Annotated in this window: 8 protein-coding genes; 6 read left to right on the top strand and 2 right to left on the bottom strand. The window is 42.7% G+C overall.

All coding sequences use genetic code 11. From position 1 onward, the window contains the following. Positions 1–597: 597 nt before the first annotated feature. The 4 genes from ACIQ0H_RS02735 to ACIQ0H_RS02750 all read left to right on the top strand — a co-directional run bounded on the left by ACIQ0H_RS02735 (position 598) and on the right by ACIQ0H_RS02750 (position 15,846). Positions 598–4,620, top strand: coding sequence for a S8 family serine peptidase (locus ACIQ0H_RS02735; RefSeq protein WP_403410551.1), 4,023 nt, complete (start codon positions 598–600; stop codon positions 4,618–4,620). A 641-nt stretch (positions 4,621–5,261) separates the two neighbouring features. Then, the gene (locus ACIQ0H_RS02740; protein WP_403410554.1) at positions 5,262–9,305 is read left to right on the top strand and encodes a S8 family serine peptidase; all 4,044 of its coding nucleotides are present in this window, start codon (positions 5,262–5,264) and stop codon (positions 9,303–9,305) included. Between the two features lie 448 nt (positions 9,306–9,753). Further along, on the top strand, positions 9,754–13,791 hold the full coding sequence (locus tag ACIQ0H_RS02745; RefSeq protein WP_403410556.1) for a S8 family serine peptidase: 4,038 nt from the start codon (positions 9,754–9,756) through the stop codon (positions 13,789–13,791). 807 nt (positions 13,792–14,598) lie between these two features. Further along, positions 14,599–15,846: a helix-turn-helix domain-containing protein gene (locus ACIQ0H_RS02750; protein ID WP_403410558.1), complete on the top strand. Its 1,248-nt coding sequence runs from the start codon at positions 14,599–14,601 to the stop codon at positions 15,844–15,846. A 234-nt stretch (positions 15,847–16,080) separates the two neighbouring features. On the opposite strand, the gene ACIQ0H_RS02755 is transcribed toward ACIQ0H_RS02750, so the two are convergent. Continuing rightward, positions 16,081–16,722, bottom strand: a complete 642-nt coding sequence (locus ACIQ0H_RS02755) for a DUF4352 domain-containing protein (protein ID WP_403410561.1) — start codon at positions 16,720–16,722, stop codon at positions 16,081–16,083. An 81-nt stretch (positions 16,723–16,803) separates the two neighbouring features. After that, a complete protein-coding gene (locus tag ACIQ0H_RS02760; protein ID WP_403410564.1) occupies positions 16,804–18,171 on the bottom strand; it encodes an alkaline phosphatase in 1,368 nt (455 codons plus the stop codon). Positions 18,172–18,518: 347 nt separating this feature from the next. Between ACIQ0H_RS02760 and ACIQ0H_RS02765 the strand changes: the two genes are divergently transcribed. Continuing rightward, a complete protein-coding gene (locus tag ACIQ0H_RS02765; protein WP_403410567.1) occupies positions 18,519–19,322 on the top strand; it encodes a substrate-binding domain-containing protein in 804 nt (267 codons plus the stop codon). Positions 19,323–19,360: 38 nt separating this feature from the next. Beyond that, positions 19,361–19,834, top strand: coding sequence for a hypothetical protein (locus ACIQ0H_RS02770; RefSeq protein ID WP_403410570.1), 474 nt, complete (start codon positions 19,361–19,363; stop codon positions 19,832–19,834). Positions 19,835–19,897 lie beyond the last annotated feature (63 nt).

A 19,897-nucleotide genomic window follows, 5' to 3' on the forward strand; every position in this document is an offset into this window, starting at 1 on the left:
TGACGAGTGTCTGTTTTTTGTGTTTTTTTTCGATTAATTGAATGGCTAGCGGTAGACCGAACCTATTTGCCAGTATACCGATCATGTCTTTGTGTTCATTCACTTTTTTCCGCTGCTGTATTCTTCAATATCCCTCTATTTACGCCGATAAAATACCTTTTTTGCATGACAAATAGAAACCCCAAACTTATTCTGTCGATATGTAGAGTTTCAAATAAAACTTTGTTAAATAATGATAAAAGACAATTGGAATGTTTGTTTTTTTATATTTTTATAAAACTTATAAGAGTTTTCTCGAGACAAAACCCCCATTGCTAGTAAATTATGAAAATGATACTTTGTAATTATCATAATGATTACGCCTATCACGAATGTTTGGACGTAATTAAAATTTTTAGGATTATTTGATTGGCTATAAGATGTACGGGAGCGCATGTGTATATTGATCACCCTATCGCACCGTTGGCTGGTCCGCTTTAATTTGAAAAGTAGTTAACACAAATTTTTAAGGAGGGGAATCTATAAAGTACCATTGCACTAAATTTTATCGTGAATATGCACGAACGTTTATACTACAATTGGATGGGAGAATACCAAATGAAAAATAACAATGTAAATAAGTATATTGCGGCTATGATGGCAACGGCTATGATAAGCGTTCCTGCTGTTGATGCATTTGCAAATGATCCGGTTTTGGACAAAGAAAAAGCCCTCGATCTAAAAGATGGTGGCGGAATCTCAGAGGCCACTACAAACCATGTCATTACGCTGATTACAGGCGATGTTGTAACTGTGACAGACATTGCGGATGGAAAGAATGGCATAAGTGTAGAAAATGCTGATGGAACTGATGGTGGGGCACAGATTATGACACTAGGCGAGAATACGTTTGTCATTCCCGCTCAAGCGATGCCCTATCTAGCTTCCGGTCTGCTAGATGAAAATCTGTTCAATATCACAGCTTTAATTGCCGATGGCTATGATGATGAGAAACAATCCACCTTACCAGTGATCGTGCAGTACGCGCCAACGAAGGCACGTTTCGAGGCTGCTTTGCCTGCAACTCTTGCCGGATCTGAACGCACGAATGTGTTGGAAAGTATTGGCGGTGTAGCGGTATCGGCAGACAAGGAGCAGGCTACTTCTTTCTGGGAAGAAATTACGCAAAATGTAACCGCAGCTTCTTCTCAAAAAGCAGGCGTTCAATTGAATGGTGTTATTGAGAAAATTTGGCTTGACGGTCGTGTTGAAGCGAACCTTGAAAAAAGTGTTCCACAGGTGAAGGCACCAGAGACATGGGAATCTGGTTACGATGGGACAGGCGTTACGGTGGCTGTACTTGACACCGGCATAGACAAAGATCATCCAGATTTGTCTGGTCAACTGGATGAGGCAGTGAGTTTTGTTCCTGGAGAAGATTCACTCGACTATCATCATCACGGTACACATGTAGCATCCACAGTACTTGGAACAGGTGCTGCATCTGATGGCCGCAATAAAGGGGTAGCTCCAGGTGCACGCCTACTTGTAGGGAAGGTACTTGCTAATAATGGTTTTGGTCAGGAATCCTGGGTGATCGAGGGGATGGAATGGGCAGCTGAACATGCCAAAGTTGTCAATATGAGTTTAGGCGACTCTATCCCAAGCGATGGGACGGATCCGATGTCTCAGGCTGTAAATGAAATAAGTAAAGAGACAGGTGCATTGTTTGTTATCGCTGCAGGCAATACTGGAGCTGAAGGCATTGGTGCACCTGGGGCTGCTGAGGCTGCACTTACAGTTGGTTCTGTGGACAAGTCGGATAGGCTTTCTTGGTTCTCTTCCAGGGGCTCAGCGATTTCGGGACTAAAGCCGGATTTGGTCGCTCCTGGTGCCGGAATTGTAGCGGCCCGGTCCCAGTACTCAAGGCAGGGTTCAGGTTCTTATCTCACGCTTGATGGTACGTCCATGGCAACACCTCATGTAGCTGGAGCTGCAGCCATTCTTGTGCAGCGCTACCCCGATTGGACAGCAGTACAACTGAAGGATGCCTTGATGAGTACGACGAAGAAGTTAGATTCCATTAAACCGTTTGAAGGAGGAACGGGTCGTCTTGACGTAGCAGCCGCAACATTAGGAACTGTACGTGCGACAGGTGCTTTGGATTTTGGTTTCTTCGATTGGCCACATGAAGGAGACGTTCCGGTTGAAAAGACCGTTACGTATACCAATGAAGGAGACGAGCCTGTTACATTGGATCTCTCATCAACCTTTACAGATAACAGTAAATCTGAGACACCAGAAGGTCTATTAAAATTGTCGGCTAATCAAGTGACGGTACCAGCTAAAGGTAGTGCTGAAGTGATCGTAACCGTTGACCCAGAATCAGCCGTTATCGGAAATCGCTATCAAGGACAACTTTCAGCGATTGTAGGCGGCCAAACGGTTGCGCATACGACATTGGGTATGAGTAAAGAAGATGAGAGGTATACGCTTACCATTAATGCAGTAGATCGGGACGGATCTCCTGCGAGAACTCAAGTTTCCCTCGTTGGGCCGAATTATTATCCTGGTTTCATGATAGTGGAAGGGAAGAAGGAAGTGCGACTTCCAGCCGGAACCTACTCAGTCATGACACTGATGGATGTGGATGCAAATACGGATCAAGCAGGGGTTGCATTACTGGGGAATCCAGAAGTTCAACTGGATGGTCCAAAAACCGTTGATCTTGACGCTCGTAAAGCGCACGAATATACAGTAGACATCCCAGAAGAGAATGAGGCGAGTTTTACAAAATTAGAATATCACCGCACCTTTGGTGGAGAAAATGCAGTAACTGGTGGAATCATGCTGCCAGCAAAAGTCGATAAATTATACGCGGAACCAACTATGGCTGTTAATACTGGTGATTTTTATATGTCCACTCGCTGGCGCCTTATCAAGCCATTCATGACCGTTAACCACGGTGAAACCACGCTAGATGTTATTGCGCAAGCGGGAAGTACGTTGTTTGAAGGGAAACATGAGTTGGCTGCTGTTTATGCGGGTTATGGGGCGGCTAGGGATTATGATGGTCTCGATGTAAAGGATAAGGTTGTTGTGGTTAAACGCAGTACAAAAATCACAGGTCCTCAACGTGCTGCAGCCGCTTATGCAGCAGGTGCTAAACTAGTCATTACCGTCAATGATAGCCCCGAAGAATATATCGAATGGGTTGGAAAAGAAGATCGTTCAGCGGATACTCCTATTGCAGTGGTATCCGTTAGCGGAACAGAGGGGGAAGAGCTGATTGAGGCTGTTCGTTCTGGAAAAGTAATGTTAAACGTTGAAGGGACACCTAATTCACCATATGTATATGATCTTGTCGATGCCCATAAAAACGCTGTTCCGGAGGATTTGAACTATTCTCCTACAGAGAATGAGCTTGTGAAAATTGATACGCAGTATAAATCGGACCGCCCGGCACCAGGCGGAGAATTCCGCTATGATATTCAACCATACAGCACACATGCAGTAGGTTTCCTTCAAAAACTTGCGCTCCCTTCTAAACGCACCGAGTGGGTGTCAACTCAAGGTGGTGTATCTTGGTACCATGAGGCTAACGTGCTTTCTGAGAATTCGAATGAGAAAATTTGGCAAGTAAGAGATGAAACAGTGACTTATAAACCGGGTCAACGCATGGAACAGGAATGGTTTGCTCCGGTTGTACGTCCTAGGTTCGGTGAGGGCTTCTGGCCACCTTTTCGACAAGGAAATAACGTACAAATAAATGTTCCTGCCTGGGCTGATTCAGGAGTTGGACGCACAGGGATTCATACAACTAAAGAGCAAACAATGAAATTATATCAAGGGTCTACGCTTCTTCGTGAGGCAAATGGACAGGCGCTTTATGTATCTAATAATAGTTTGCCAGTGGAAAATATGCAGTATCGCTTGGTGGCTGATGTTTCTCGTGATGCCGAACGGTGGGTTACATCTGTGAGCACACATACAGAGTGGACGTTTTGGTCTAAAGCGCGAGTAGATAAGAAAGCACTTCCACTGATTTCACTTGATTTTAAAGTGGCTACTGACATGAAGGGCAATGCAATTGCAGGCAACACGATTAAGTTAGGATTAAGCACGTCTCAGATAGCTGAAGCATCTGGCAATGGCAAAATAGAGGGTGCCTCTCTTGAAGTTTCGTATAACGAAGGTGAATCGTGGGAAAAGGTAAACGTGGTTCGTGAAGGGGAAGGCTGGACAGCGGAAATTCATAATCCTAAAAAGAGTGGAACCTTTGTCTCTCTTCGTGCAAGTGCATGGGACGATGAAGGCAACCGCATAGACCAAGATATTATGAAGGCATTTGGAGTGTCAGATGCAGATCCTGTAGTGGTTGATTCAGCAGTGATTTATGCACTCGTTGAACGCTTTGAAAAAGAAGGCGAATTCAAGAACGCTCAAGCGGTACGCGCTTTGAAAACTCATTTGAAGGCTGTGGCCCAATATGAAAAGCAAGAAGCGGGCGACAAGGTAATGAAGCATATGAAGGGCTTTAAAGTATTACTTGATCAGCAGAAAGAAAGTAAGTTGATCTCTGATAAGGCGTATAACGCGTTAATGGCTAGTACTGATGAAATGATTAAGAACTGGAAATAAGCTTTGGGAAATCCCTTTTGACAAGTTTACTTTGTCAAAGGGGATTTTAACTATTGTCAGGAAATACGTGGATATTATAGTTGGGGGCGGAAAAGGGTGCTGGTAACAAGTTTGGGTGTCTAATGAACGTGGATACTGACCGTAACTTGAGGGAGACCGACCATATCCCCAAAAAGACCACCCAAATCCCCGCGTTACCTCTATCAAAATACAATTATTTCACACAACTAAAAATAACCCCAAATTCACTCTGTCAATTTGTTGGTTAATTTGTCGATTGTTGTTAAGTTTTGTCGGATGCCACCAATAATGCATTGTTATTGCATAATTTTGTAAAAAATATCGGGGTTTTTCATCAAAATTCCCCCCATCGTCAGTGAATAGGGTGAATGGTATTCTATGACTAACATGATGATTGCGTTTATTATGAATATTTTAATAGCGCATTAGATTTAAGTGGGCACTGGTATGGATTTTATGTGCTTAATTTTACCGTATATCACCTTAGGTCCATCCGCTTTCAAGTGAATAAGTAGGTAACCAAAATAACCTGAAAGTGAAGTCTATAAAGATTCAATGCACTTAAATATATCATAAATATGTACGTAAATTCATAATACAATATGATAGGAGAATGCGTAATGAAAAATAAAAATGCAAATAAATATATTGCGGCTATGATGGCGACGGCAATGTTAAGCGTTCCTGCCGTTGATGCATTTGCGAATGATTCATTTTTAGATAAACAAAAAACCTTCGATATAAATCCGGTAAAGGCGTTAGATAGTAAAAGTAATGGTGAAAGTTCTAAGGCGAGTACAAGCAACCATGTCATTACGCTGATTACAGGGGATGTTGTAACTGTGACAGGCGTGGAAGGTGGAAAGAGTGTCATAAGTGTCGAATATGCTGATCAAGTCGATGGCGGAGCACAGTTTCTGACACTAGGCAAGGATACGTATGTCGTTCCGAATCAAGCGATGCCTTATTTAGCTTCGGGCCTTCTAGATGAAGAATTGTTCAATATCACAGCTTTAATCGCTGATGGCTATGATGATGGGGAACAATCTACCTTACCGGTGATCGTACAATACGCGCCAACAAAGGCTCGCTTCGAGGCAGCTTTACCTGCTGCTCTTGCCGGATCTGAACGGACTAATGTGTTAGAAAGTATTGGCGGTGTGGCGGTATCGGCAGATAAGGAACAGGTTACTTCATTCTGGGATGATATTACGCAAAATGTAGCAGCGGCTTCATCTCAAAAAGCAGGCGTTCAATTGAATGGTGTTATTGAGAAAATTTGGCTGGATGGCCGGGTTGAAGCGAACCTTGCACAAAGTGTTCCAATGATTGGTGCTCCAACTGCATGGGATGCTGGTTTAGATGGAGCGGGCGTTAAAATAGCCGTACTTGACTCGGGGATAGATACAGAACATCCGGATGTGGCTGGACAGATAGATAAGGCAGTGAGCTTCGTTCCTGGGGAAGATGCACTCGATTATCATGGACACGGTACGCATGTAGCATCCACTGTTCTTGGTACAGGTGCTGCTTCTGAAGGTCGCAATAAAGGGGTAGCCCCGGGAGCAAACCTGCTTACAGGAAAAGTTCTTGCTTCAAATGGTTTTGGTCAGGATTCCTGGGTGATTGAAGGGATGGAATGGGCCGCTGAAAATGCAAAAGTTGTCAATATGAGTTTGGGAGATCCTACTCCAAGTGATGGAACTGACCCAATGTCTCAGGCGGTAAATTCACTAAGTAAAGAGACAGGAGCATTGTTTGTTATTGCTTCCGGAAACGCGGGTACTGAAGGGATTGGTTCACCTGGAGCTGCAGATGCTGCACTTACAGTTGGTAATGTAGACAAGTCTGACAATCTTGCGGCAACCTCTACTAGAGGACCTCGCTATATGGAATCAGGATTAAAACCAGATCTTGTTGCACCTGGTACAGATATTACAGCGGCTCGCTCTCATCTAGCGAAACAAGGCATGGGTTCTTATATTACATTGAGCGGTACGTCTATGGCGGCGCCCCATGTAGCTGGAGCGGCAGCCATTCTTTCGCAGCGCTATCCCGAATGGACAGGGGAACAACTGAAGAATGCTTTGATGAGTTCAACAAAGAAGTTGGATCACATTAAACCTTACGAGGGTGGTTCTGGTCGTCTGGACGTTGCAGCTGCAACATCGAATACTATTTTTGCAGGAGGTTCTTTGGATTTTGGCCACTACACCTGGCCACATGATGGAGACGATTCGGTTGAAAAAACCGTTACGTATACGAACGAAAGCGATAGCCCTGTGACATTGGAACTATCAACAACTTTTAAAGATAATAATGGTTCAGAAGCGCCTGATGGTTTAGTTACGTTATCGTCAAATGAGGTTACGGTACCAGCTAAAGGAAGTGCTGATGTCTTCGTGACGGTTGACCCAGAATCAGGTGTCGCCGGAAATCGCTATCAAGGACAGCTTTCTGCCATTGTAGATGGCCAAACCGTTGCACATACGGCAATGGTTATGGGCAAGGAAGAGGAGAAATATGCACTTACAATCAATGCAACTGATCGTGATGGATCTCCCGCCCAAACGCTTATTTCCATAGTTGGTCCGAATAAAGAGCCGGAATTCTTGGCAGTGGTGGGAACAAAGGAATTACGACTTCCACCGGGCGTCTATTCAGTCATGTCACTCATGGATGTTGATATGGATACGGATCACGCAGGTGTTGCACTCCTCGGTAACCCTGAAATTAAGCTGGATGGTCCACAAACGCTTGAACTTGATGCGCGTAATGCACAAGAAATTACAGCGAATGTTCCAGAAAAGACTGAAGCGAGTTTCAGAAAAATGGAATTTCACCGTAGCTTTGGCGAACCGAATGTTGTCATTGGCCAGTACCAGTTGCCACCAACGATGGATAAAATGTATGCGGAACCAGCTGTAGCCGTAACCAACGGAGAGCTTGATATGAATACACGCTGGCGCCTTATTAAGCCATTAATCACCATTAATGATGGTGAAACCGAGCTAGACGTTCTTGCTCAATCAGGCAGCACATTGCTTGAAGGGAAACACCAGTTGGCTGCTGTTTATGCAGGTTATGGGGCAGCTAAAGATTATGTTGGCCTCGATGTAAAAGATAAGGTTGTAGTGGTTAAACGCAGCGCTAAAATCTCAGGCCCTGCACGTGCTGCAGCAGCCTATGCAGCAGGTGCTAAACTAGTCATTACCGTAAACGATAGCCCAACAGAGCTTATCGAATGGGTCGGAAAAGAAGATTATACAGGTGATACGCCTATTGCAGCGGTATCCGTTAGCGGAACAGAGGGAGAACAGCTGATTAAGGCTGTCAGTTCTGGTGAAGTAATGTTAAACATTGAAGGGACAATTGACTCGCCTTATGTATATGATCTTGTCGATGACTACCAAAAGCATATTCCGGAGGATTTGAGCTATTCACCTTCTGAGAATGAGCTTGTAAAAATTGATGCTCAATATAAATCAGACCGCCCGGCACCAGCATCAGAGTTCCGCTATGATATTCCAACATACGCCGAATATGGAGTTGGTAACCAATATAAACTTTCACTCCCTTCTGTCCGCACCGAGTGGGTGTCAGCTTCGAAAGGCGGTACAATCTGGTACCATTCGGCTAGAGTACTTGGCGAATGGGAAGTTCGACAACCAGCAGTGATCTATCAGCCGGGACAGCGGTTGAATGAGGACTGGTTTGCACCAGTTGTGCGTCCTCGCTTCGGTGATGGCTTCTGGGTACCTGAACGTTTTGAAAATGACCTTCAATTCAATGTTCCTCCATTGGCTGATTCAGGCGATGGGCACACGGGGGCGGATATGTCTCGTAGTGGAACGCAAACACTGAAGCTTTATCAAGGATCTGAACTTGTTGAAGAGGCACCAGGGGAGATGATTTTTCTCAATGATGCTCCAGCGGGAAAAACGCAGTATCGGTTAGAGAGTGATATTTCCCGTGATCCGGCGAGATGGAATACATCTGTTAACACACATACAGCATGGACAATTTGGTCTGTAAAGCAAAAAGAATTCCATACATTTCTTCCGATGATTTCACTTGATTATAAAGTGGATACTGATATGTTGGGCAATGCACCTGCAGGCGACACGATTAAGTTAGGCTTGTCCGCGTCACAGATAGATTATGCGTCTGGAAACGGAAACATAGAAGGTGCTTCTCTTGAAGTTTCGTATAACGAAGGCGAGACATGGGAAAAAGTAAACGTGGTTCGTGAAGGGAAAGGCTGGACAGCCGAAATTCGTAATCCTAAAAAGAGTGGAACTTATGTCTCCCTTCGTGCGAGTGCGTGGGATGATGTAGGCAACCGCATAGATCAGGATGTTATCAAGGCTTTCGGGATTTCAGATTCAGCTCCTGCGGTAGTGGATTCGGCGATCATCCGTGCACTTGTTGAACGTTTTGAAAAAGAAGGCGAATTCAAGAACGCTCAGGCGGCACGTGCTTTGAAAACGCATTTGACGGCAGTAGCACAGTATGAAAAGCAAGAAGCAGGTGACAAGGTTATGAAGCATATGAAAGGCTTTAAGGTGTTACTTGACCAACAGAAAGGAAGTAAGTTGATTTCTGATAAGGCTTATAATGCTTTAGTGGCTAGTGCTGATGAAATGATGAAGAACTTGAAATAAGCTTTGGAAAATCCCTTTTGACAAGATTACTTTGTCGAAAGGGATTTTTAATTATTTGTAGAGGAGGATGTTGGTAATAAGTTGGGGAACCGGGTGTATCTTGATACAGACCGACCAAATCCCCCTGTTTCCTCCACCAAAATACATTTATTTTACGCAACGAAAAATTACCCCAATTTTACCTTGTAAATGCATTGGATAATTTATTATTCGTTGTTAATTTTTGTCAGACGAAATCGGAAATGCTTTTGATTTATTTGAATTTATAAACTCTTTCATCAGAATTACCCCTATAGTAGGTTTATAACTGACATGGTAATCTATGGATATGATTGTTGCGTGTATTGTGAATATTTAGATGATGTTTTAACTTTAATAAAGTTATAGAGCACTTAAATTTTTCAATATGTACGTAAATTCATAATACAAATGGATAGGAGAGTGTCTAATGAAGAATAGAAATACAAATAAGTATATTGCAGCTATAATGGCGACGGCAATGTTAAGCGTTCCTGCGGTTGATGCAATTGCGAAGGATTCATTTTTAGATAAACAAAAAGACTTTGATATTAATCCAGAAAAGGCAGTAGAGATAGAAAGTAAGGGTGAAAGTTCTAAAAAGACTACAGGAGACCATGTCATTACGCTGATTACAGGGGATGTTGTAACTGTGTCGAGCGTTGCGGATGGAAAGAGTGTCATCAGTATCGAATATGCTAATCAAGTGGATAGCGGAGCGCAGATCCTAACACTTGGCGAGGATACGTATGTCATTCCCACTCAAGCGATGCCTTATTTAGCTTCGGGCCTTTTGGATGACAACCTGTTCAATGTCACTGCTTTAATTGCCGCTGGGTATGATGACGGGGCACAGTCTGGCCTACCGGTGATTGTACAGTACGCGCCAACAAAGGCCAGTTTCGAGGAAGCTTTGCCTGCTACGCTTAGCGGATCTGAACGCACCAATGTATTGGAAAGTATTAGTGGTGTGGCATTAACAGCAGACAAGGAGCAAGTTACTTCTTTCTGGGATGATATTACGCAAAATGTAACGGCAGCTTCTACGCAAAAAGCGGGCGCTCAATCGAATGGTGTGATTGAGAAAGTCTGGCTCGATGGCCGTGTTGAAGCGAACCTTGAACAAAGTGTTCCACAGATCGGTGCCCCAACTGCATGGGATGCTGGTTTAGATGGAGAAGGCGTTAAAATAGCCGTACTCGACTCGGGGATAGATGCAGAACATCCGGATGTGGCTGATCGGTTAGAAAAGGCAGTGAGTTTCGTTCCTGGGGAAGATGTACTCGACTATAGTGGGCACGGTACGCATGTTGCGGCCACAGCACTTGGTACAGGTGCTGCTTCTCAAGGTCGCAATAAAGGGGTGGCTCCGGGAGCAGACCTACTTGTAGGGAAAGTTCTTAATTCATATGGTATTGGTCAGGATTCCTGGGTGATTGAAGGGATGGAATGGGCTGCTGAAAATGCAAAAGTTGTCAATATGAGTTTAGGCAATCCTACTCCAAGTGATGGAACTGACCCGCTATCTCAGGCGGTAAATGAACTAAGTGAACAGACAGGAGCATTGTTTGTCATCTCTTCTGGAAACTCAGGTGGTGAGGGGATTGGTGCACCTGGAGCTGCAGATGCTGCACTTACAGTTGGTAATGTAGACAAGTCTGACAAGCTTAATAGTACCTCAACTAAAGGACCTCGCTTTATGGATTCAGGTTTAAAACCAGATCTTGTTGCGCCTGGCCAATTTATTACAGCGGCTCGCTCCCAATATTCGAGTCAAGGTACGGGTTCTTATATCTCGATGACTGGTACGTCTATGGCGGCGCCCCATGTAGCTGGTGCGGCAGCGATTCTTTCGCAGCGCTATCCGGAATGGACAGGGGAGCAACTGAAGAATGCCTTGATGAGTTCAACAAAGAAGTTAGATCACATTAAACCTTACGAGGGTGGTTCTGGTCGTCTTGACGTTGCAGCTGCAACATCAAATACTATATTTGCAGGTGGTTCTTTGGATTTTGGCCTCTATACCTGGCCGCATGATGGAGACGATCCAGTTGAAAAGACCGTCACGTATACGAACGAAAGCGATAGTCCTGTCACATTGGAACTGTCAACAACTTTTAAAGATGCTAGTGGTGCAGATGCGCCTGATGGTTTAGTTGAGTTATCGTCAAATGAGGTTACGGTACCGGCTAAAGGAAGTGCTGAAGTGTTCGTAACCGTTGACCCAGAGTCAGGTGTTGTCGGAAGTCGCTACCAAGGACAGCTTACTGCCATTGTAGGTGGACAAACCGTTGCACATACGGCAATGGTTATGGGCAAGGAAGTGGAGCGATACCCACTTGTAATTAATGCAACAGATCGTGATGGAACTCCCGCTGAAGCTGTTGTTACTTTAGTTGGTCCGAATGGACTAGCGGAATACTTGTATGTTGTAGGTAAAGAGGAATTAAGACTTCCACCAGGTACTTATTCAGTCATGTCATTCATGGATGTGGATAAGAATACGGATCACACAGGTGTTGCAATCCTTGGCAACCCTGAATTTAATCTGGATGCACCAACAACGATTGAACTTGATGCGCGTAATGCACAAGAAATTACAGCGAATGTACCAGATAAGACCGAAGCGAATTACAGAAAACTGGAATTTTACCGCAACATGAGTCCAGGTTCTATCGTTGGTCAGTACCAAGTGCCACCAACGATAGATAAAATGTATGCAGAGCCAACTGCAGCTATAACCAAAGGGAAGCTGGATGTAAATACTCGCTGGCGCCTGGTCAAACCAATAACGACCATTACCCACGGTGAAACTGAGCTAGATATTATCACTCAGCCAGGAAGCACGTTTTTAGAAGGGAAACACCAGTTGGCTGCAGTTTATGTTGGTTATGGGGCACCTAAAGATTATGATGGCCTCGATGTAAAAGATAAGGTTGTTTTGGTTAAACGTAGTGATAAATTCTCGGGCTCTGCACGTGCGGAAGCAGCCTATGCAGCAGGTGCAAAACTAGTCATAACAGTTAACGATAGCCCAACAGAATTTAACGAATGGGTTGGAAAAGAAGATGGTTCAGGTGATATTCCGATTGCAGTTGTAGCAGTAAGTGGAACAGAGGGTGAAAAGCTGATTAAAGCTGCCGGTTCTGGTGAAATAACGTTAAACATTGAAGGTACACCTCATTCGCCTTATGTATATGATCTTGTCGATGATCATCAAAATGTTATTCCGAAGGATTTGAGCTATTCGCCTACTGAGAAAGAGCTTGTAAAAATTGATGCTCAATATTACTCAGACCACGATGCGGCAGGATCAGAGTTCCGCTATGATATTCCACCATACGCTGGGTTTGGAATTGGGGTGCAGTATAAACTTCCACTCCCTTCTGTCCGCACCGAGTGGGTGTCAGCTACGAAAGGTGGTACAACCTGGTACCACCAGGCTAGAGTACTGAACGAATGGGAAGTTCGACAACCCGCAGTGATTTATCAGCCGGGTCAGCGATTGAATGAGAAATGGTTTGCACCAGTTGTGCGTCCTCGCTTCGGTGCTGATAACTTCTGGGTACCTGCACGTTTCGGTAATGATTTCCAATTCAATGTTCCTGCAATAGCTGATTCGGGCGTTGGGCACACGGGGGCAGAGATTTCCCGTATTGAAAAGCAACAACTGAAGCTTTATAAAGGAACTGAACTTGTTGAACAGGCACAAGGACAGATGCTTCTTTATGATGATGCTCCAGAGGCAAAAACGCAGTATCGGTTAGAAAGTGTTGTGGCGCGTGATTCGGAGCGTTGGAATACATCTGTTCGCACACATACAGCATGGACAATTTGGTCTGAAAAGACAGCGCGATATGAGGCGGAATTGCCGATGATTTCACTTGATTATAAAGTGGATACTGATATGTTGGGCAAGGCACCTGCAGGCGACACGATTACGTTAGGGTTGTCCGCGTCACAGATAGATGGTGCGGTTGGAAAAGGAAAAATGGAAGGTGCTGCTCTTGAAGTTTCGTATAACGAAGGCGAGACATGGGAGAAGGTAGACGTGGTTCGTGAAGGGACAGGCTGGACAGCTGATATTCCTAATCCTAGAAAGAGTGGAACTTATGTCTCCCTTCGTGCAAGTGCATGGGATGATTTAGGAAATCGCATAGATCAGGATGTTATAAAGGCATTCGGGATTTCGGATTCTGTAGTAGTTGATTCGGCGATCATCCGTGCACTTGTTGAACGTTTTGAAAGAGAAGGCGAATTCAAGAACGCTCAGGCGGCACGTGCATTGAAAACGCATTTGACAGCAGTAGCTCAGTATGAAAAGCAAGAAGCAGGCGATAAGGTTATGAAGCATATGAAAGGCTTTAAGGTATTACTTGATCAGCAGAAAGAAAGTAAGTTGATTTCTGATAAGGCGTATAATGAGTTAATGGCTAGTGCTGATGAAATGATTAAGAACTTGAAATAAGGTGTGTACAATCCCCTGTGGCAAATGTACTTTGTCACAGGGGATTTTTAAATATTCATCGACAATAGATCCTATCTCGTCGCATCAGGCTTAGACATTTAGCGAGTCGAGATAGTGATTCTTACTTACGTTTCGCACCGTAGCCAAAAAACTATAAAAATCTATATGCCTTGTTTGCTTCCTGCTTCATCGTGCCTGCTTTTGCACTGGCTACTCGCATTTGGTTTGACACTCCACAGGCGTAAATTCGGATACAACGAATCCTACATTGTCGAGTTTTCTTGTGAAGTGAAATTCCTCGACTGTTACTATGCTTGGTTTTTGCTTTGTTGCTGTTTGCCCCTAAAAACAGAAGTTACAAGCTACAGTTTCCCCCGAATTGGCTCTTCGAGCAAGGTCCATAGTTGCTCATTACACGACAATAGGATAAAAAGGTATGCAGCATATAAGCTGTTGTGATGTGGGCAAATTGAGCATCAAAGTTCTGGGACTGATATTTCTTACTCGTGGCAGTTGCTTGGCGTCCAGTTCATGTCCGTTAAATGTGGAATTTCCGAAATCCTTTGTCATTGTACAAATGACCTTCATCTCACTGATATTTATTGAGTGTTGGCGAAATTCAGTTTATGGTATAGTGGTACAATAATGCTCCATAAAATTGGGGTAGCATATAAGTTCGACAATGACTTGAATATTTTCAGGTAAAAGTTACATAAAAAAATTAATAGCATAGATCGCTTCATTATGCAGGAGTATCACTAATGTTGCCTGACTACTCTAAAGTAACTAGAAAATCAGAGGTGTATTATGATTGAAGGAAAATTGATTAAATTCTATCGCGAAGAATTAGAATTAACCCAAGGACAACTGGTTAAAGGGATTTGTTCTGTCACTCACCTTAGTAAAATAGAACGTAATATTACTGAGTATTCTCATGACATTATCGATTTACTTGCTGAGAAAATGGGAATAATTATGGAAGATGAACGATCTCGCTATTATCTCTTACAAGAAAAGCTAGCAGATTGGAACAATTCCATCATTATGAATGATTCAAATGAAATTCATCGACTTAAAAGTGAGATAGAAAAAGATTCTTTACGGAATCTAGCTGATTTTAACATGCAATACCATCTGCTATTGGCGAGATATTACATATTTCTAAAAGATTATCCCAAAGCAAAAAAAAATTTAGCAATCATTAAGGCACGGTATTATTCTTTGAACGATTATGAGAAAAATCTTTATAGGCATGTAGATGGAATCTACCTGTTTGGAATCGGAAGCTACAATTCTTGCCTTGAAACGCTAAAGAAAATCGATGAAAATTACCCGAATTTAGAATATAATTATCATTTGGCAGTCGCTTACTTCTTAATTAACTCAGATATCAAAGCGTATTATTATGGACAAAAAGCTCTGAAATACTTCCAAAAAACGTTAAATCTTATAAGAATCGTTGATATAGAAAACATAATTTTAACCCTACTACATTTGAAAGAACCTAATAGTATGGATGAGATCAAACAGCAGTATGAGAAGCTACTGAATGTCTGTAAATCCATTAACGCAGTTGAAAGAGAATCCATAATTTACGGTAATCTAGCATTTGAATATTTTAGAAGAAAAAGATACGTAGAGGCCAAACAGGCATATGAAAGGGCATTGGAAATTGCAAAGGAAGGGGATGCCGATTATTATCGAGTTCTTGACGGGTATATTTCAAGTTGTTATGAAGGGAAATTCCTTTCCAAAGCAGAACTTATCAATCTTTCGATAAAAGGGTTAGAACTAGCACAACAAAATAAATATCTTAGAGGACAGATCTATTTTGAAATGCAACTTCAAAAGATCCGGCAAAATGAAAAGGGATTTTATCAGTATATTGAAAAAAAAGCTTTGCCCTTTTTCAGTGCCTGCGGAGACCAGATTATGAAACAACATTATGAAAAAAAGTTGTTTTTGTATTATATGAAGTCGAATCAACAAGAAAAAGCCTTCTTACTATCATCCGATAAGATGATGAGTGAAATCAGTTATATTGATTTCGAATGAATATACAGGTTTTGGGAAGGTGCTCTATTTACTTGTTGTTTTACACTTGGAGCTGTATTCATATATAATTTTTCACTTTAACTTTTAATTCAAATCTTCATTATTGAGTGATTATGTAATGATGAATATAAAAAGGCCTTTGGGCTGTTTGAGTTTCATAGCAATTTATCGAGAGTTATTTTGCTATGTCATCAAACTGTCCATGGGCCTTTTCTTACGTTCGAGAATGGGTTATTAAAAATCAACTTTAATACTTTGTGCCTGTGCAATAATTTCTTCATCAGTATGTAAAACATCGCTTGTTAACAACTCAATCGATTGAATGTCAGCTGTATTTTCAAGAATAAAACCGATATTTCCTTTTTTGACATCATTCGGTGCGATCTCACCTTGTAATTCTTCGACGTAAATATCATCTTCCCACGTTTTGTGTTCCCCGCTATTCGTGTTTAGGAAAGCAATGGGGTTGAATATGATGGGCTCTTTGGATGAATTGTTGACTTCTACTTCGATTTTTACAAAATCAAATACTTTTTCGTGTGTTTGCGCGTGAAAAAAATCGACCATGCTGTGGGCTGGCGTAAATTGCATCACTTTAATATCATTAATGCTCAGCTTAACAGGGCCTACCTGTATGTCCTGATTAACGATTTTGGATTGTTTTAAGATGAGCCCACCTTTTGAATCGGTTACTGATTCTCCTATTTTTACAAGATTGCGGTCATCGGTTATGTGTGGGCTTGGAACAAAGACATCCTTATTCATTTCTAGGGGAGGTTTTTGTGTCCTGCTTACCGCCGCTTGTTCCTCAGGATTGTTTCCGGTTGAGCATCCAGCTAGTGCTACAAATAATAGAATGAAATACAATTTTCTCAAAGGAATCCTCCTCATTTTTCTAGTACGAAGAAAAGTCCCCGTTGCTTTTTTCAGGCAACGGGGACCTATCGACATTATTTATTACTTTTTCCCTTTGCTTAATATATCAAAAATGATTTTGGCGTGATCTGTATTATCTACTTGTCCTGCGAAAAGCTCTTTAGAAGGGCCAAATGCATATACGGGCACATCTTCACCAGTATGCCCGCCTGTTGTCCAGCCTGTCTGAGAACGCTTATCGAAAATGGCTTCGATTGCGTCAGTGATGTCACTGGCTTTTTTGCCGGCATTTTTTACAGACTGGACTTCAGCAGTTGTCAAAGGTAACAATTTTTGATCAATATGTGTTTTTAACGTTTTCTCTGCATTCATACCCTTGGCAATCTCATCCGCAATAAAGGCTGGAGTACGTTTCGCAGCTTTAATCGGTTCAGTCAACCAGTTATAAACACCATCTGAACCTATCGAAAATCCGCCAGTTGAATGGTCAGCAGTTGCGATTACGAGCGTGTGCTTGTCTTTTTTTGCGAAATCAATGGCAGCTTTAAATGCTTTTTCAAAGTCTTCCATTTCGCTCATAGCACCTACAATATCATTGTCATGGCCAGCCCAGTCAATTTGACTACCCTCAACCATTAGGAAAAACCCATCTTTATCTTTTTGTAAGCGATCGATTGCTGAAGTTGTCATTTCTTCAAGAGATGGGATAGCGTCTGTACGGTCAATGGTTTTCGGAAGACCGCCATCAGCAAACAATCCTAGAATTTGGTCGTTTTTATCCTTTAAAAGTTGTTCTTTATTGGTTACGTAGCTGAATCCGTCTTCTTTGAAGGCTTTGGCCAGATTTAGGTCTGGACGTTCAAAATTCGATTTACCTCCGCCAAGGAGTACGTCCACTTTATGTTCGCCATTTATTAACTCAAAGTAATAGTCTTCTGCAATGGCATTCATGTTTTTACGGTTTTCATCGTGAGCACCGAACGATGCTGGAGTGGCATGCGTAATTTCTGAGGTAGCTACTAGCCCAGTAGCTTTCCCTTTTTCTTTTGCTGCTTCCAGAACAGTCTTTACTCGTTCTTTTTTGTTATCGACAGCAATTGCCGCATTATAGGTTTTCACGCCTGCTGACATGGCAGTAGCTGCAGAGGCAGAATCTGTTATGTTTTCTTTTGGATCTGATGGATAAGTCATTTGTTGTCCGACAAGGTACTTGTCAAACTCGGTTTTTTCCACAATAGGCGTAGTAGGGTCATCTTTAAAATAACGATAAGCAGAAGTATAGGAAGTACCCATACCATCACCAATTAGGAAAATTACATTTTTGATCTCTGCGTTGTTGCCTTTTTCTTCCTTCGCAAAGGCGGATGAATTTCCGAGCACGCTTCCGATTGCTACAGTTGAAAGTACGGCAACTGGAATAATTTTTTTTAACATCTTCTTTTTAAACACTAAGAAAACCTCCTGCTATTTTTATTCTAACAATGCTTAGTATAAAGAGAGATTGTTAAACCAGTATGAAAGAAGTGTAAATGATTGTAAACAATTGTTAGGATTCCGGATTTCCCTTACATTCCGTCGAACTATTGGGCGAAGAAGTCGTCATTGTTCGTAAACAGACCATCGAGCAAGCTAGGTACTTGCGAAGGTACACCTTTATTTATTCTTCAGCAGATTAATTTGCAATGTATTTGTACAACTTTCTAACTATTCCGCAATTAAAATCAAACCGTTTACAGCCTCCCTTCGTTTCCTTTGATAGTACCATTAAAAAACATGTATGAAATGGAGGAAGAATCATGAAGAAGACCGTGTTTCTATCAGTTTTACTGCTCTTTGTCATTACGGTTACCGGATTGTCAGCCTATGCAAAAATGGACCGTAAGCCGGCGCCCCAAGCGACACCGAATTCAAGCCAAGGTGATCATGTCATCCGGGTGTACGGACCAGGCGGACCACTTGGACCGGTGAAGGAAGCAGCTGAACATTTTTCAGCTGAAACGGGAATCAAGGTGGAAGTAACAGCTGGACCAGAGAGCAATTGGATCAGCCAGGCAAAGCAAGATGTAGATATTATTTACGGTGGCTCCGAATATATGCTGCAGGATTTCATCTTTAACCACCCCAAAATGATCGACACTAAATCACGTACGGAGCTTTACCCACGTGCTGCAGGAATATTGGTGAGGAAAGGAAACCCTAAGAAGATTGAAGGCCTGGAGGATTTAACGAAAAAGGGAGTTAAAATAATCGATGTGAATGGGGCTGGCCAGCTTGGCCTGTGGGAAGACCTGGCAGGCAGAAAAGGGCTAATCGAAGGAATTTCCCAAAATATTAACCTTTCTGTAAAGTCGAGTGCTGAAGCCATTGAAAGATGGAAATCGAATTCCAGCCTGGACGCCTGGATTACCTATGAATCGTGGCATTACCGGCTCCAGGATGTGACCGACCTGATCGAGCTGCCCGAAGAAGAAAAGCTCTATCGTGGAACGCCGATTGTCCTGACGAAAATCACCGATCAGAAAAAAGAGGCACAGCAATTTATTGATTATTTAAGAACGGAAGAATCTCACCAAATCTTTCAAAAATGGGGCTGGAAGTAAGAGCGAGCCTTAAATTAAAAAAACGGGGAGGAACATCCATGAAAAAAGGAATTTTTATGCTCACGATGCTTTCGATTATTTTTGCTTTGGCTGCCTGCGGAAAAAGTGCTGAGGAAAAAACAGTGACGGATCAACCCGATCAAGCCCAAACGGAACAAGCCCCGACTGACAGCCTTCAGCTTTTGGAGAATGAAAAAGCTGGAGAGTACTTGGCGGATTCACAGGGAAGGACCCTGTATTACTTTAAAAAGGACGAAGCAGGAAAAAGCAATTGCAGCGGAGACTGCCTGGCAAGCTGGCCGGCATTTACCCAGGAGGATTTCGATGTCGTGGAAGGTTTTAATAAAAAGGATTTCAGTATGATTACAAGAGAAGACAACGGGGAGAAGCAGGTCACGTACAAAGGCTTTCCTCTCTATTATTTTGCAAAAGACCAGCAAGCGGGGGATGTAAACGGACAAGGAATAAAAGATGTATGGTTTGTCGTAAACAGCGAAACAGTATTTGAATAAGCCGGCCTAGGGAACGATCAGTCGTGGTCGTTCCCATCCTTACTTTCAAAATAGTATAATAGC

The sequence above is a fragment of the Sporosarcina sp. NPDC096371 genome (genome assembly GCF_044762865.1).
GTDB lineage: Bacteria > Bacillota > Bacilli > Bacillales_A > Planococcaceae > Sporosarcina.